Source organism: Ralstonia mojiangensis, from assembly GCF_023955645.1.
In the GTDB taxonomy this organism is placed as follows: Bacteria; Pseudomonadota; Gammaproteobacteria; order Burkholderiales; family Burkholderiaceae; genus Ralstonia; species Ralstonia mojiangensis.
This window is the reverse complement of record NZ_JAMXHU010000007.1, coordinates 130,331-145,217: the sequence shown is the minus strand read 5'-3', so window position 1 is coordinate 145,217 and position 14,887 is coordinate 130,331. Positions and strand designations below refer to the sequence as shown.

Below are 14,887 nucleotides of genomic sequence, written 5' to 3'. Positions count from 1 at the left end.
CTTAATCTGCGCGAATGGGCTGGCTACGATGGGCGCTCCGATCCTTCGTCCTGTTCATCATGACTACCGAAGCTCCTGCCGTTACCGTTTCCAACCCGCCAGCCGCCGACCGGCTGCCCCACGGTGCCACGCCGCTGTTTGCCGCCGCTGTCGGGCTCATCGTCATCAACCTGTTCGGCATCCAGCCGCTCGTTGCCGAGATCGCTGCGAGCATCGGCTGGACCACGGCCACTACCGGCTTGCTCGTCACCGCCACGCTCATCGGCTATGGCATCGGCCTGTTGCTGCTGATGCCGCTAACCGACCTGCAGGACAATCGCGCGCTCGCCTCGCGCACGCTATGGGGCGCGGTGGCGTCGCTGGCGCTGACTACCGTCGTGCACAGCGGCCAGGTGTTGATGCTCGCGGCCTTCGCCATCGGCCTCACGTCCACGGTCATTCAGATGCTGATTGCGCTGGCGGGCCGCCTGGCCGCCGACCACCGGCGCGGGCGCGTGCTCGGCGACATCATGATCGGCCTGAACCTGGGCATCCTGCTGTCGCGCCCGGCGGCTAGCATGATCGCGGCGCAGTGGGGCTGGCGAGCGTTTTATGGCGCATCGGCGGTGGCGATTGCCGTGCTGGCCGTCTTCCTGCCGCGCGTGATGCCGACCTTCGTACCGCCGCGCACGTTGTCGTACGGTGCGTTGCTGCACTCGTACGGCAGTCTGCTGCGTCGCGAGCCGCTGTTGCGCCGCCGTGCGGCCACGCAGGCCCTGCTGATGGCGGCGTTCACGCTGTTCTGGACGGCTGTGGCACTGCGGTTGGCAGCAGCGCCGTTCCACCTTTCCCAGAACGGCATCGGCATCTTTGCGCTGTGCGGCGCGGCTGGTGTTGTGGCCGCGCCGATTGCTGGGCGGCTGGCAGACCGCGGCTTGGTGCGCGTTGGTACGCTGCTCGCACACGGCAGTGCGGCGACAGGTTTGCTGTTAGCGCTCGCTTCGGCGCTGCTGCCTGGCCTGAGCGTTTCCGCCATGTTGACAATGCTGGTGGCTGCGGCGCTACTGCTCGACTTCGGTGCCATCGGCGACCAAGCGCTCGGCCGCTACATGGTGAACACCCTGTCACCGGAGATTCGCGGGCGCGTGAATGGTCTGTACACCGGCGCGTTCTTCTTTGGTGCAGCTGCAGGCGGTGGACTGGCCGGCGTGGCTTGGGCGAGCGCGGGCTGGATCGGCGTATCCGTTCTGGCGCTTGGGTTTGTGGCGATGGCCGCACTCGTTTTTTTGTGGCCAGCGAGCGCGCCGCGTGCCATTGGCGCCACACCCCGCCGTTGCTGACCCCCTCCGCGTCGCCAGACTGGTGGCGCGCTTGACGCTTGCAAGTCAGCCCGCTATAGTGCCAGATTCGAGTTTTTGGCTTCTGGTTTCGCACGTCCGTGCCCGGCAAAGCGCTGTGCAAGACATCTAAACCAGACGGGCTCGCGCTCTTTGGTCTTGATCTGTTCCCGCAGGTCCTGCCTCTAGAGCGTTCTGCTCGCCACTTCCATAAAACCCGATTGCGCCGTCCGCCTCACAAATGAGGCGTTCACGTTATGTGAACCGGCGATTTTTTCAAAAACCAAGCTGGATTGAACAATGCCAACCATCAATCAACTGGTTCGCAAGCCCCGCGTCTCGGAAAAGCTGAAGAGCAAGAGCCCGGCACTTGAGAACTGCCCGCAGCGTCGCGGCGTGTGCACCCGCGTGTACACCACGACGCCGAAGAAGCCGAACTCGGCACTGCGTAAGGTCGCCAAGGTGCGCCTGACCAACGGTTTCGAAGTCATTTCGTACATCGGCGGTGAAGGCCACAACCTGCAAGAACACAGCGTCGTGCTGATCCGCGGCGGTCGTGTGAAGGATTTGCCGGGTGTGCGTTACCACATCGTGCGCGGCTCCCTTGACCTGCAAGGCGTCAAGGACCGTAAGCAAGCGCGTTCGAAGTACGGCGCAAAGCGCCCGAAGAAGGCCTAAGTTGTCAGTGAGATCGGTCCGCGCGTTTTGTATGGATGCGGGGTCACGGTCTTGTCATGAGCAGGCGGTACAACGGTGCGTTTTTTGACCGCACTGGCACCGTCGAGTAAGTGGTCACCCGGCTCAGATTGTTGAAAAAAACAAGCTAGTTGGTGGCCGGAGAACCGAAGCGGTTCTCAACTGAACAGAGAAGGAAAGAAGATGCCACGTCGTCGTGAAGTCCCCAAGCGGGAAATTCTGCCGGACCCGAAGTTCGGCAATGTGGAAGTCGCCAAGTTCATGAACGTCCTGATGCTGGACGGCAAGAAGTCGGTGGCTGAACGTATCGTCTACGGTGCGTTCGACCAGATCGAAAAGAAAGCAGGCAAGGCGCCCATCGAGGTGTTCACGCTGGCAATCGGCAACATCAAGCCGGTGGTCGAAGTGAAGAGCCGTCGTGTTGGTGGTGCTAACTATCAGGTGCCGGTCGAAGTCCGGCCGTCGCGTCGTCTGGCATTGGCGATGCGTTGGCTGCGGGAAGCTGCGAAGAAGCGCAGCGAGAAGTCGATGGCCCTGCGTCTGGCTGGTGAACTGCTCGAGGCCTCGGAAGGCCGCGGCGGCGCCATGAAGAAGCGCGACGAAGTGCACCGTATGGCGGAAGCCAACAAGGCGTTCTCGCACTTCCGCTTCTAAGCGACTCACGCACGTTGTTGGTTGCTGGGCGGGCTGTGTGCGCACATCTCGCCCATTTGTATTAGTAGGGGCGCTTGGCCGATGGCCGGCGCCCCGTTGACGAATCTGAGGATTAACCGTGGCTCGTAAGACCCCCATTGAGCGCTACCGTAACATCGGTATTTCCGCTCACATCGACGCCGGCAAGACCACCACGACCGAGCGGATCCTGTTCTACACCGGTGTGAACCACAAGATCGGTGAAGTGCATGATGGCGCTGCCACCATGGACTGGATGGAGCAGGAGCAGGAGCGCGGCATCACCATCACCTCGGCCGCTACCACCGCCTTCTGGAAGGGCATGGGCGGCAACTACCCCGAGCACCGCTTCAACATCATCGACACCCCGGGCCACGTGGACTTCACCATCGAGGTGGAGCGTTCCATGCGTGTGCTGGACGGCGCGTGCATGGTGTACTGCGCAGTGGGTGGCGTGCAGCCGCAGTCGGAAACCGTCTGGCGTCAGGCCAACAAGTACAAGGTGCCCCGTCTGGCGTTCGTCAACAAGATGGACCGTACCGGCGCGAACTTCTTCAAGGTCTACGACCAGCTGAAGACTCGCCTGAAGGCCAACCCGGTGCCAGTGGTGGTGCCGATCGGCGCTGAAGAAGGCTTCCAAGGCGTCGTCGATCTGCTGGAAATGAAGGCGATCATTTGGGACGAAGCCAGCCAAGGCGTGAAGTTCGAATACACCGACATCCCGGCTGAACTCGTTGACACGTGCAATGAGTGGCGCGAGAAGATGGTCGAGTCCGCCGCTGAAGCCAGCGAAGCGCTGATGGAAAAGTACCTGGGCGGCGAAGAGCTGACCCGTGCTGAGATCGTCAAGGCGCTGCGCGACCGGACCATCGCCTGCGAAATCCAGCCGATGCTGTGCGGCACCGCGTTCAAGAACAAGGGCGTGCAGCGCATGCTCGACGCCGTGATCGACTTCCTGCCGTCGCCGGTCGACATTCCGCCAGTCCAGGGTATCGACGAAAGCGACGAAACGAAGAAGCTCGAGCGCAAGGCTGACGACAGCGAAAAGTTCTCGGCACTGGCGTTCAAGATCATGACCGACCCGTTCGTTGGTCAGCTGATCTTCTTCCGCGTCTACTCGGGCAAGATCAATTCGGGCGACACCGTGTACAACCCGGTGAAGCAGAAGAAGGAGCGTCTGGGCCGTATTCTGCAGATGCACGCCAACCAGCGCGAAGAAATCAAGGAAGTGCTGGCCGGCGACATCGCCGCTGCTGTGGGCCTGAAGGACGCCACCACGGGTGACACGCTGTGCGACCCGGCGGCGCCGATCATTCTCGAGCGCATGGTGTTCCCGGAGCCGGTGATTTCGCAGGCTGTCGAGCCGAAGACCAAGGCGGACCAGGAAAAGATGGGTATCGCCCTGAACCGCCTGGCCGCTGAAGATCCGTCGTTCCGCGTGCGTACCGATGAAGAATCGGGCCAGACCATCATTTCGGGCATGGGCGAGCTCCACCTCGAAATTCTGGTTGACCGCATGAAGCGTGAATTCGGCGTGGAAGCCAACATCGGCGCTCCGCAAGTTGCGTACCGCGAAACCATCCGCAAGAAGGTTGAAGACGTCGAAGGCAAGTTCGTCAAGCAGTCGGGCGGCCGCGGTCAGTATGGTCACGCTGTGATCACGCTGGAACCGCTGGACGAAGAAGGCAAGGTGGCAGCGAAGGCTGCGGCGACCACGTCGGCAGCAGCAGCTGCTGCTGCCAATGGTTTCGTCTTCGTCGACGCCATCAAGGGCGGCGTGATTCCTCGCGAATACATCCCGGCGGTCGAAAAGGGTATCGTCGACACGCTGCCGGCCGGTATTCTGGCTGGCTTCCCGGTGGTGGACGTGAAGGTCACGCTGACGTTCGGTTCGTACCACGACGTGGACTCGAACGAAAACGCGTTCCGTATGGCCGGCTCGATGGCCTTCAAGGAAGCGATGCGCAAGGCCACTCCGGTTCTGCTCGAGCCGATGATGGCTGTGGAAGTGGAAACGCCGGAAGACTACACGGGTACCGTGATGGGCGACTTGTCGTCCCGCCGCGGCATCGTGCAGGGCATGGACGACATGGTGGGCGGCGGCAAGGTCATCAAGGCCGAAGTCCCGCTGTCGGAAATGTTCGGTTATTCGACGTCGCTGCGCTCGGCCACGCAAGGCCGCGCCACGTACACCATGGAATTCAAGCAATACAGCGAGGCACCGAAGAACATTGCCGAAGCTGTGATGGCTGCCAAGGGTACGAAGTAATCAACGTGTTTTGGGCGGCGCTCGTGTGCGTGCTGCCCGCATCCAAATCTAGTAATTAGCCGATTCCGAATTGAGGAGCTGACATGGCAAAGGAAAAGTTCGAGCGGACCAAGCCGCACGTGAACGTTGGTACGATTGGTCACGTTGACCATGGCAAGACGACGCTGACCGCAGCGATCGCAACCGTGCTGTCGAGCAAGTTCGGTGGTACCGCGAAGAAGTACGACGAAATTGACGCAGCGCCGGAAGAAAAGGCACGCGGCATCACGATCAACACCGCGCACATCGAGTACGAAACGGCCAACCGCCACTACGCGCACGTTGACTGCCCGGGCCACGCCGACTACGTCAAGAACATGATTACCGGTGCCGCCCAGATGGACGGCGCCATCCTGGTTTGCTCGGCCGCTGACGGCCCGATGCCGCAAACGCGTGAGCACATCCTGCTGGCCCGTCAGGTCGGCGTGCCGTACATCATCGTCTTCCTGAACAAGTGCGACATGGTGGACGACGCTGAGCTGCTGGAGCTGGTCGAGATGGAAGTGCGCGAACTTCTGTCGAAGTACGACTTCCCGGGCGACGACACCCCGATCATCAAGGGTTCGGCCAAGCTGGCGCTGGAAGGCGACAAGGGCGAGCTGGGCGAAGTGGCCATCATGAATCTGGCCGACGCACTGGACACCTACATCCCGACGCCGGAGCGCGCTGTTGACGGCACGTTCCTGATGCCGGTGGAAGACGTGTTCTCGATCTCGGGTCGCGGCACCGTGGTGACCGGCCGTATCGAGCGCGGCGTCGTGAAGGTCGGCGAAGAAATCGAAATCGTCGGTATCGCCATGGACGGCGACAAGCCGAAGATCGACAAGACGACTTGCACGGGCGTGGAAATGTTCCGCAAGCTGCTGGACCAAGGTCAGGCAGGCGACAACGTCGGTATTCTGCTGCGCGGTACGAAGCGCGAAGACGTCCAGCGCGGCCAAGTGCTGGCCAAGCCGGGCTCGATCAAGCCGCACACGGAATTCACGGGCGAGGTCTACATCCTGTCGAAGGACGAAGGTGGCCGTCACACGCCGTTCTTCAACAACTACCGCCCGCAGTTCTACTTCCGTACGACGGACGTGACTGGCTCGATCGCCCTGCCGGAAGGCAAGGAAATGGTTATGCCGGGCGACAACGTGTCGATCACTGTCAAGCTGATCGCCCCGATCGCCATGGAAGAAGGCCTGCGCTTCGCAATCCGTGAAGGCGGCCGTACCGTGGGTGCTGGCGTCGTTGCCAAGATCCTGAAGTAAAAGGCGGATCGATGCGCTGTTCCTCGTAAGGAGTGCGGCGCATCGCTTGTTGCATCGCTCTTTCAATCTACCGGCGGCCCGGCCGCCATGCTCTTTAAGGAAACATCATGCAGAACCAGAAGATCCGTATCCGCCTGAAGGCTTTCGACTATCGCCTGATCGACCAGTCGGCCGCTGAAATCGTTGAAACCGCCAAGCGCACCGGCGCGATCGTCAAGGGCCCGGTGCCCCTGCCGACCCGCATCCAGCGTTTCGACGTTCTGCGTTCGCCGCACGTTAACAAGACCAGTCGCGATCAGTTCGAGATCCGTACCCACCAGCGCCTGATGGACATCGTCGATCCGACGGACAAGACCGTCGATGCGCTGATGAAGCTGGACCTGCCGGCTGGCGTGGACGTCGAGATCAAGCTGCAGTAAGCAATACAACGCTGCCGGATCACTCCGGTAACGGGCAAGCGGCGAGCCAAGTGCTCGCCGTTTTGCTTTTCGCGCCGAATGTTGCATTGCACACGATGCCCCGGCCCACATCTGGCAATCGCTCTTGCATATTGTTCGTAACCCGGATATATTGTAGGGCTACCCCTTTAGTCAGGGGAGTGGGCTGGCCATTTGGCCTCGCGCTGTCTCTTTAGGCGCAGTCCAGTTCAAGATTCGTAGTATCAATCAGCCCCGGCCAATCGCAGCTGGGAATGGAGCAAACCATGAGCCTTGGCCTTGTAGGTCGCAAGGTTGGCATGACCCGTATTTTCACGGACGACGGCGATTCGATTCCCGTCACCGTGCTCGAGGTCGGCGACAACCGCGTGACGCAAATCAAGACGGACGAGACCGACGGTTATACCGCGGTTCAAGTCACCTTCGGCACCCGACGCGCCAGCCGCGTCACCAAGCCGCTGGCGGGTCATCTCGCCAAAGCCGGCGTGGAAGCGGGCGAAGTCATCAAAGAATTCCGAGTGGATGCCGCTCGTGCCGCTGAATTCCAGCCTGGTGCGAACATCAGCGTCGACCTGTTTGAAGTCGGTCAGAAGATCGACGTCCAGGGTGTGACGATTGGTAAGGGCTACGCCGGTACCATCAAGCGTTACCACTTCTCGTCGGGCCGCGCCTCGCACGGTAACTCGCGCTCGCACAACGTGCCGGGCTCGATCGGTATGGCGCAGGATCCGGGCCGCGTGTTCCCGGGTAAGCGCATGACCGGTCACATGGGTGACGTCACCCGTACCGTTCAGAATCTGGAAATCGCCAAGATCGACGCAGAGCGCAAGCTGCTGCTGGTCAAGGGTGCGATTCCGGGCGCCAAGGGCGGTCAAGTCATCGTCACGCCGGCCGTGAAGGCCCGCGCCAAGAAGGCATAAGGAGCAAACGCATGGAACTGAAGCTGCTCCAGGACAACGGTCAACTCGGCGCCGGCGTTGCAGCCTCGCCGGAAGTGTTCGGCCGTGACTACAACGAAGCCCTCGTTCACCAAGTCGTCGTCGCTTACCAGGCCAACGCTCGCAGCGGTAACCGTAAGCAGAAGGACCGTGAAGAGGTCAAGCACACGACCAAGAAGCCGTGGCGTCAAAAGGGTACGGGCCGCGCCCGTGCAGGTATGAGCTCCTCCCCGCTGTGGCGCGGGGGTGGTCGTATCTTCCCGAACAGCCCGGAAGAAAACTTCTCGCAGAAGGTCAACAAGAAGATGTACCGCGCCGGCATGCGCTCGATTTACTCGCAGCTTGCCCGTGAAGGTCGCATCAACGTCGTTGACAGCCTGTCCGTCGACGCGCCCAAAACCAAGCTGCTGGCCGACAAGTTCCGCGCCATGGGCCTGGATTCGGTGCTCGTGATTACCGATAACCTGGACGAAAACCTCTTCCTGGCATCGCGCAACCTGGCGCACGTGCTCGTGGTTGAGCCGCGTCACGCCGACCCGCTGTCGCTCGTGCACTACAAGAAGGTGCTCGTGACCAAGGCAGCCGTCGCGCAGATCGAGGAGTTGCTGAAATGACGCAAGTTGCCAAGAACGACCATCGCCTGATGCAGGTGCTGCTGGCGCCTGTGGTGTCTGAAAAGGCAACCCTGGTGGCCGAGAAGAACGAACAGGTCGTGTTCGAAGTGGCTCGCGACGCCAACAAGGGCGAAGTGAAGGCTGCTGTCGAACTGCTGTTCAAGGTCGAGGTCGAGTCCGTCCAGATCCTGAACCAGAAGGGCAAGCAAAAGCGCTTCGGTCGCTTCATGGGTCGTCGTGACCACGTGAAGAAGGCCTATGTTTCGCTGAAGCCGGGCCAGGAAATCAATTTTGAAGCGGAGGCCAAGTAATCATGGCACTCGTCAAAACCAAGCCGACATCGCCGGGCCGCCGCTCGATGGTGAAGGTCGTTAACCCCGACCTTCACAAGGGCGCGCCGCACGCTCCGCTGCTGGAAAAGCAAATCCAGAAGTCGGGTCGTAACAACAACGGCCACATCACCACCCGTCACAAGGGCGGTGGTCACAAGCATCACTATCGCGTCGTCGACTTCAAGCGTAACGATAAGGACGGTATCCCGGCCAAGATCGAACGCCTGGAATACGACCCGAACCGTAGCGCCAACATCGCGCTCGTGCTGTTCGCTGACGGCGAGCGCCGCTACATCATCGCCCCGAAGGGCGCTGTGGTTGGCCAAGCCATCGCTAACGGCTCGGAAGCGCCGATCAAGGCCGGTAACAACCTGCCGATCCGCAACATTCCGGTCGGTACGACGATCCACTGCGTGGAAATCCTGCCGGGCAAGGGTGCTCAAGTTGCCCGTTCGGCCGGTACGTCCGCCGTGCTGCTGGCTCGCGAAGGCATCTACGCTCAAGTGCGCCTGCGCTCGGGTGAAGTGCGCCGCGTGCACATCGAGTGCCGCGCGACCATCGGTGAAGTCGGCAACGAAGAGCACAGCCTGCGCCAGATCGGCAAGGCCGGTGCAACCCGTTGGCGCGGTATTCGCCCGACCGTTCGCGGTGTGGTGATGAACCCGGTCGATCACCCGCATGGTGGTGGTGAAGGTAAGACTGCTGCTGGCCGTGATCCGGTGTCCCCGTGGGGCACGCCGACCAAGGGCTACCGCACCCGTCGTAACAAGCGCACTGACAGCATGATCGTTCAGCGCCGTCACAAGCGTTAATCGGTAGGTAGGAGCTTAGATATGACTCGTTCCGTAAAAAAGGGTCCTTTCATTGACGCCCACCTGCTGAAGAAGGTTGAGGCGGCGGTGCAGACGAAGGACAAGAAGCCCATCAAGACTTGGTCGCGTCGTTCGACCATTCTGCCGGACTTCATCGGCCTGACGATTGCCGTTCACAACGGTCGTCAGCACGTGCCCGTGTATGTCACGGAAAACATGGTTGGCCACAAGCTCGGCGAATTTGCGCTCACGCGTACGTTCAAGGGCCACGCTGCCGACAAGAAAGCGAAGCGATAAGGGGCAATCATGGAAGTTAAAGCGATTCATCGCGGCGCCCGTATCTCCGCACAGAAGACGCGCCTGGTTGCTGACCAGATTCGCGGCCTGTCGATCGAGCGCGCGCTCAACGTGCTGACGTTCAGCCCGAAGAAGGCGGCAGGCATCGTGAAGAAGGTGGTTGAGTCCGCTATCGCGAACGCCGAGCACAATGAAGGCGCCGATATCGACGAGCTGAAGGTCAAGTCGATCTACATCGACAAGGCCACGTCGCTCAAGCGCTTCACGGCGCGTGCGAAGGGCCGTGGCAACCGCATCGAGAAACAAACCTGTCACATCACTGTGACGCTGGGCAACTAAGGGGTCACGATGGGACAGAAGATTCATCCGACTGGCTTCCGTCTGGCTGTCAGCCGTAACTGGGCATCGCGCTGGTACGCGAGCAACACCCAGTTTGCCGGCATGCTCAAGGAAGACATCGAGGTTCGCGAGTTTCTGAAGAAGAAGCTGAAGAACGCATCGGTGGGCCGCGTGGTCATCGAGCGTCCGGCCAAGAATGCTCGTATCACCATTTACAGCTCGCGTCCGGGCGTGGTGATCGGCAAGAAAGGCGAGGACATCGAACTGCTGAAGGCTGAGCTGCAGCGCCGCATGGGCGTGCCCGTGCACGTGAACATCGAAGAAATCCGCAAGCCGGAAGTCGATGCACAGCTGATTGCCGATTCGATCACGCAGCAGCTCGAGCGCCGCATCATGTTCCGTCGCGCAATGAAGCGCGCGATGCAGAACGCGATGCGTCTGGGTGCCCAAGGCATCAAGATCATGAGCTCGGGCCGTCTGAACGGCATCGAAATCGCCCGTACCGAATGGTACCGCGAAGGCCGTGTGCCCCTGCACACGCTGCGCGCCGATATCGACTACGGCTTCTCCGAAGCGGAAACCACCTACGGCATCATCGGTGTCAAGGTGTGGGTGTACAAGGGTGACCATCTCGGTCGCAACGACGCACCCGTCGTGGAAGAGCCGCAAGAAGAGCGTCGCAAGCGTCCGGGTCGCCCGGAAGGTCGTCGCCGTGAGGGCGAAGGTCGCCCGGCCGGTCAGCGCCGCGGTGCTGGTGCAGGTGCCCGTCGTGGCGCCGACGCCAAGACTGGAGAATAAACATGCTGCAACCTAAGCGCAGGAAGTACCGCAAGGAGCAGAAGGGCCGTAACACCGGTATCGCGACGCGCGGCAACGCAGTCTCGTTCGGCGAATTCGGTCTGAAGGCGATGGGCCGTGGCCGTCTGACCGCGCGTCAGATTGAGTCGGCGCGTCGTGCGATGACCCGTCACATCAAGCGTGGCGGCCGCATTTGGATCCGGATTTTCCCGGACAAGCCGATCTCGAAGAAGCCTGCCGAAGTCCGTATGGGTAACGGTAAGGGCAACCCGGAATACTACGTGGCTGAAATTCAGCCGGGCAAGATGCTGTACGAAATGGACGGCGTTGGCGAAGAACTGGCACGCGAGGCATTCCGCCTGGCCGCTGCCAAGCTGCCGATCGCGACCAGCTTCGTGGTGCGTCAGGTCGGAACGTAAGGAGCACACACCATGAAAGCATCCGAACTGCGCGACAAAGATGTCGCCGGGCTGAACCAGGAGCTCTCCGAGCTGCTGAAGGCCCAATTTGGCCTGCGCATGCAAAAAGCGACGCAACAGCTGCAGAACACCAGCCAGCTGAAGAAGGTGCGTCGTGACATCGCGCGTGTCCGCACCGTGCTGGGCCAGAAGGGGAACCAGAAATGACTGAAGCCGCAACGTCCCTGAAGCGCACGCTCGTCGGTCGCGTTGTCAGCAACAAGATGGACAAGACCGTCACGGTCCTGATCGAAAACCGCGTCAAGCATCCGTTGTACGGCAAGTACGTGGTGCGCTCGAAGAAGTATCACGCGCACGACGAAGCCAACCAGTACAACGAAGGCGACAAGGTTGAGATCACGGAATCGCGTCCGCTCTCCCGCACCAAGTCGTGGGTGGTGTCGCGTCTGCTTGAAGCTGCACGCGTGATCTAAAACAACAGCGGACAGTTTGCTGTTGCAAGACCGGGATTATGTGATATAGTCTCGGTCTTTCCCTTTAAGAGGGTGGCTGGCAAAGTTGCTGGTGACTCGGGTGAGGGGGAAAAGCGAATGGGCCAGGCGGCAATCGCCGTCGGGCAGCTACCGACTTCAAGTTGATCAACCCAATCGCAGTTGGCGCAATGCCAGCAGCCGGCGGGACCAAGACTGATCGCCTCTGCGCATTGTGCGTTTGGCGAATTAAGTTGGGACGAGAACACCATGATTCAGACAGAAAGCCGGCTCGAAGTGGCCGATAACACGGGTGCGCGTGAAGTCATGTGCATCAAGGTGCTGGGCGGTTCGAAGCGCCGCTACGCCAGCGTCGGCGACATCATCAAGGTCAGCGTCAAGGATGCTGCCCCGCGTGGTCGCGTGAAGAAGGGCGATATCTATAACGCCGTGGTTGTGCGTACCGCCAAGGGCGTACGTCGTCCCGACGGCTCGCTCATCAAGTTCGACGGCAATGCCGCCGTGCTGCTGAACACCAAGCTTGAGCCGATCGGCACCCGTATCTTCGGGCCGGTCACTCGCGAACTCCGTACCGAGCGCTTCATGAAGATCGTGTCGCTCGCGCCGGAAGTGCTGTAATCGGAGGCCGCATGAACAAGATTCGCAAGGGCGATCGCGTCATCGTCCGCACCGGTAAAGACAAGGGCAAGCAAGGTACTGTGCTGGCCGTGCTCCCCGAGCATGTGACGGTTGAAGGCGTGAACGTTGCCAAGAAGCACGTGCGCCCGAACCCGATGCTGGGTACCACGGGTGGTGTGGTCGACAAGGTCATGCCCATCCATATTTCGAACGTTGCGCTCGTGGATGCCAATGGCAAGCCGTCGCGCGTCGGCATCAAGGTTGAAGGCGGCGTGAAGACGCGCGTGCTGAAGACCACTGGTGCTGCCGTCGGCGCTTGATTCTGGGCAATAGAGAGGAGTTGAGCATGACTGCACGTCTGCAAGAGTTTTACAAAGAGAAGGTTGTGCCCGAACTGATCAAGCAGTTTGGCTACAAGTCCGTGATGGAAGTGCCGCGCATCACCAAGATCACTCTGAACATGGGTCTTGGCGAAGCCATCAATGACAAGAAAGTCATTGAGCACGCCACGGGCGACCTGATCAAGATCGCTGGCCAGAAGCCGATCGTGACGAAGGCCCGCAAGGCTATCGCCGGCTTCAAGATTCGCCAGGGTTACCCGATCGGCACGATGGTCACGCTGCGTGGCCAACGTATGTACGAATTCCTGGATCGCTTCATCACTGTGTCGCTGCCCCGCGTGCGCGACTTCCGTGGCGTGTCCGGCAAGGCGTTCGACGGTCGTGGCAACTACAACATCGGTGTGAAAGAGCAGATCATTTTCCCCGAGATCGAATACGACAAGATCGACGCACTCCGTGGTCTGAACATCAGCATCACGACGACTGCGAAGAACGATGAGGAAGCGAAGGCGCTCCTCAACGCGTTCAAGTTCCCGTTCCGTAATTAAGGGGTTACCGTGGCTAAATTGTCTCTGATCGAACGCGAGAAGAAGCGTGCCAAGCTCGTGGCCAAGTACGCTGAGAAGCGCGCCGCTCTCGAAGCCATCGTGGCCGACCAAAGCAAGTCGGAAGAAGAGCGCTACGAAGCGCGTCTGAAATTGCAAGCGCTGCCGCGCAACGCAAATCCGACTCGTCAGCGCAACCGCTGCTCGATCACCGGTCGTCCCCGCGGTACGTTCCGTAAGTTCGGCCTGGCGCGTAACAAGCTCCGCGAGATCGCCTTCAAGGGCGAGATCCCGGGTCTGACGAAAGCCAGCTGGTAATCACGCACAGGCTACAGGAGAAACAGTATGAGCATGAGCGATCCGATCGCCGATATGCTGACGCGTATCCGCAACGCGCAAGCGGTGGAAAAAGCGTCGGTGGTCATGCCGTCGTCGAAGCTGAAGGTGGCAATCGCCAAAGTCCTGAAGGACGAAGGCTACATCGACGAATTCGCCGTGACCGAGCAGGGTGGCAAGTCCACGCTGACGATTGGTCTGAAGTACTACGCTGGCCGTCCGGTCATCGAGCGCCTGGAGCGCGTCTCGAAGCCTGGTCTGCGTGTGTACAAGGGCCGTAATGAAATCCCGCAAGTGATGAACGGCCTGGGTGTCGCCATCATCTCGACCCCGCAGGGTCTGATGACGGACCGCCGCGCCCGCGCAACCGGTGTCGGTGGCGAAGTCATTTGCTACGTCGCCTAAGGGAGGGGAACCATGTCTCGCGTAGGTAAGGCTCCCATCGCGCTGCCCAAGGGCGCTGAAGTCAATTTCGCAGGTGGTCTGCTGACCGTTAAGGGCCCGTTGGGCACCCTGACGCAGCCGATTCACTCGCTTGTCAAGGTCAACACCGACAACGGCACGATCACGTTCGCGCCGGCAGATGAGTCGCGTGAAGCCAATGCGCTGCAAGGTACGATGCGCGCCCTGACGGCCAACATGGTCAAGGGTGTGACGACGGGCTTCGAGCGCAAGCTGAACCTGGTCGGCGTGGGTTACCGTGCATCGGTTCAGGGCACCGCTCTGAAGCTGCAACTCGGTTTCTCGCACGACGTGATCCATGAGATGCCGGAAGGCGTGAAGGCGGAAACGCCGACGCAAACCGAGATCATCATCAAGGGTTCGGACAAGCAAAAAGTTGGTCAGGTCGCCGCTGAAGTGCGTGGTTATCGTCCGCCGGAGCCCTACAAGGGCAAGGGTGTGCGCTACGCCGATGAGCGTGTGATCCTGAAGGAAACCAAGAAGAAGTAAGGGTGCACATCATGAACAAAAATGACTCGCGTCTGCGCCGTGCACGTCAGACCCGCCTGAAAATTGCGGAACTGAGCGTCGCCCGTCTGGCTGTGCACCGTACGAACCTGCACATTTATGCGCAGGTCTTCTCGGAAGATGGCACCAAGGTCCTGGCTTCGGCCTCGACGGCGGAAGCCGAAGTCCGCAAGGAACTGAACGGCAACGGTGGCAACACCGCTGCTGCCACCCTGGTGGGTAAGCGTATCGCTGAGAAGGCGAAGGCTGCCGGCATCGAAGCCGTGGCGTTCGATCGCTCGGGTTTCCGTTATCACGGTCGCGTGAAGGCTCTGGCCGACGCGGCACGCGAAGCTGGCCTGAAGTTCTAAGCCGGC

Annotated in this window: 23 protein-coding genes; all 23 read left to right on the top strand. The window is 60.7% G+C overall.

All coding sequences use genetic code 11. The features are described from left to right. Positions 1–59 precede the first annotated feature (59 nt). The 23 genes from NG898_RS25650 (at position 60) to rplR (ending at position 14,881) form a co-directional block, all read left to right on the top strand. The gene (locus tag NG898_RS25650) at positions 60–1,319 is read left to right on the top strand and encodes an MFS transporter (protein WP_252695036.1); all 1,260 of its coding nucleotides are present in this window, start codon (positions 60–62) and stop codon (positions 1,317–1,319) included. Between the two features lie 297 nt (positions 1,320–1,616). Then, positions 1,617–1,994 (top strand): 30S ribosomal protein S12, encoded by a 378-nt coding sequence (gene rpsL, locus NG898_RS25645; RefSeq protein ID WP_021197587.1) that lies wholly within the window; start codon positions 1,617–1,619, stop codon positions 1,992–1,994. A gap of 201 nt (positions 1,995–2,195) precedes the next feature. Next, positions 2,196–2,666: a 30S ribosomal protein S7 gene (gene rpsG, locus NG898_RS25640; protein ID WP_004634470.1), complete on the top strand. Its 471-nt coding sequence runs from the start codon at positions 2,196–2,198 to the stop codon at positions 2,664–2,666. A gap of 118 nt (positions 2,667–2,784) precedes the next feature. Next, positions 2,785–4,953 carry an elongation factor G gene (gene fusA / locus NG898_RS25635; RefSeq protein WP_252695035.1) on the top strand — a complete coding sequence of 723 codons (2,169 nt, stop codon included), beginning with the start codon at positions 2,785–2,787 and terminating at the stop codon, positions 4,951–4,953. Positions 4,954–5,036: 83 nt separating this feature from the next. Further along, entirely contained in the window at positions 5,037–6,245 is a 1,209-nt protein-coding gene (tuf, locus tag NG898_RS25630) for an elongation factor Tu (RefSeq protein ID WP_024977884.1), read from the top strand. Positions 6,246–6,352: 107 nt separating this feature from the next. After that, entirely contained in the window at positions 6,353–6,664 is a 312-nt protein-coding gene (gene rpsJ / locus NG898_RS25625; protein ID WP_004634473.1) for a 30S ribosomal protein S10, read from the top strand. 284 nt (positions 6,665–6,948) lie between these two features. Continuing rightward, positions 6,949–7,602: a 50S ribosomal protein L3 gene (gene rplC, locus NG898_RS25620; RefSeq protein ID WP_024977883.1), complete on the top strand. Its 654-nt coding sequence runs from the start codon at positions 6,949–6,951 to the stop codon at positions 7,600–7,602. Between the two features lie 11 nt (positions 7,603–7,613). Beyond that, the gene (gene rplD, locus NG898_RS25615) at positions 7,614–8,234 is read left to right on the top strand and encodes a 50S ribosomal protein L4 (RefSeq protein WP_004634475.1); all 621 of its coding nucleotides are present in this window, start codon (positions 7,614–7,616) and stop codon (positions 8,232–8,234) included. Continuing rightward, a complete protein-coding gene (gene rplW, locus NG898_RS25610; RefSeq protein ID WP_004634476.1) occupies positions 8,231–8,545 on the top strand; it encodes a 50S ribosomal protein L23 in 315 nt (104 codons plus the stop codon). The genes rplD and rplW overlap by 4 nt, the downstream gene beginning before the upstream one ends. Positions 8,546–8,547: 2 nt before the next feature. Then, positions 8,548–9,378, top strand: a complete 831-nt coding sequence (gene rplB / locus NG898_RS25605; RefSeq protein ID WP_004634477.1) for a 50S ribosomal protein L2 — start codon at positions 8,548–8,550, stop codon at positions 9,376–9,378. Between the two features lie 21 nt (positions 9,379–9,399). Further along, entirely contained in the window at positions 9,400–9,675 is a 276-nt protein-coding gene (gene rpsS / locus NG898_RS25600; protein WP_004634478.1) for a 30S ribosomal protein S19, read from the top strand. Positions 9,676–9,684: 9 nt separating this feature from the next. Next, complete coding sequence (rplV, locus tag NG898_RS25595) at positions 9,685–10,014, top strand: 50S ribosomal protein L22 (protein ID WP_004634479.1); 330 nt, start codon at positions 9,685–9,687, stop codon at positions 10,012–10,014. A gap of 9 nt (positions 10,015–10,023) precedes the next feature. Continuing rightward, a complete protein-coding gene (gene rpsC, locus NG898_RS25590) occupies positions 10,024–10,812 on the top strand; it encodes a 30S ribosomal protein S3 (protein ID WP_009241892.1) in 789 nt (262 codons plus the stop codon). 2 nt (positions 10,813–10,814) lie between these two features. Next, entirely contained in the window at positions 10,815–11,231 is a 417-nt protein-coding gene (gene rplP / locus NG898_RS25585; protein WP_003264123.1) for a 50S ribosomal protein L16, read from the top strand. 12 nt (positions 11,232–11,243) lie between these two features. Continuing rightward, a complete protein-coding gene (gene rpmC / locus NG898_RS25580) occupies positions 11,244–11,438 on the top strand; it encodes a 50S ribosomal protein L29 (protein ID WP_004634481.1) in 195 nt (64 codons plus the stop codon). Continuing rightward, complete coding sequence (gene rpsQ / locus NG898_RS25575) at positions 11,435–11,704, top strand: 30S ribosomal protein S17 (protein WP_004634482.1); 270 nt, start codon at positions 11,435–11,437, stop codon at positions 11,702–11,704. The genes rpmC and rpsQ overlap by 4 nt, the downstream gene beginning before the upstream one ends. 267 nt (positions 11,705–11,971) lie before the next feature. Then, positions 11,972–12,340, top strand: coding sequence for a 50S ribosomal protein L14 (gene rplN / locus NG898_RS25570; RefSeq protein ID WP_003264129.1), 369 nt, complete (start codon positions 11,972–11,974; stop codon positions 12,338–12,340). An 11-nt stretch (positions 12,341–12,351) separates the two neighbouring features. After that, positions 12,352–12,660, top strand: coding sequence for a 50S ribosomal protein L24 (rplX, locus tag NG898_RS25565; protein WP_092975826.1), 309 nt, complete (start codon positions 12,352–12,354; stop codon positions 12,658–12,660). A 26-nt stretch (positions 12,661–12,686) separates the two neighbouring features. Next, positions 12,687–13,229 carry a 50S ribosomal protein L5 gene (rplE, locus tag NG898_RS25560; protein ID WP_009241894.1) on the top strand — a complete coding sequence of 181 codons (543 nt, stop codon included), beginning with the start codon at positions 12,687–12,689 and terminating at the stop codon, positions 13,227–13,229. Between the two features lie 9 nt (positions 13,230–13,238). After that, positions 13,239–13,544, top strand: coding sequence for a 30S ribosomal protein S14 (gene rpsN, locus NG898_RS25555; protein ID WP_004634486.1), 306 nt, complete (start codon positions 13,239–13,241; stop codon positions 13,542–13,544). 27 nt (positions 13,545–13,571) lie between these two features. Further along, a complete protein-coding gene (gene rpsH / locus NG898_RS25550; RefSeq protein ID WP_004634489.1) occupies positions 13,572–13,967 on the top strand; it encodes a 30S ribosomal protein S8 in 396 nt (131 codons plus the stop codon). A 12-nt stretch (positions 13,968–13,979) separates the two neighbouring features. Next, positions 13,980–14,513 (top strand): 50S ribosomal protein L6, encoded by a 534-nt coding sequence (gene rplF / locus NG898_RS25545; RefSeq protein WP_004634491.1) that lies wholly within the window; start codon positions 13,980–13,982, stop codon positions 14,511–14,513. Between the two features lie 11 nt (positions 14,514–14,524). Next, a complete protein-coding gene (rplR, locus tag NG898_RS25540; protein ID WP_004634492.1) occupies positions 14,525–14,881 on the top strand; it encodes a 50S ribosomal protein L18 in 357 nt (118 codons plus the stop codon). The last annotated feature ends 6 nt before the right edge of the window (positions 14,882–14,887 follow it).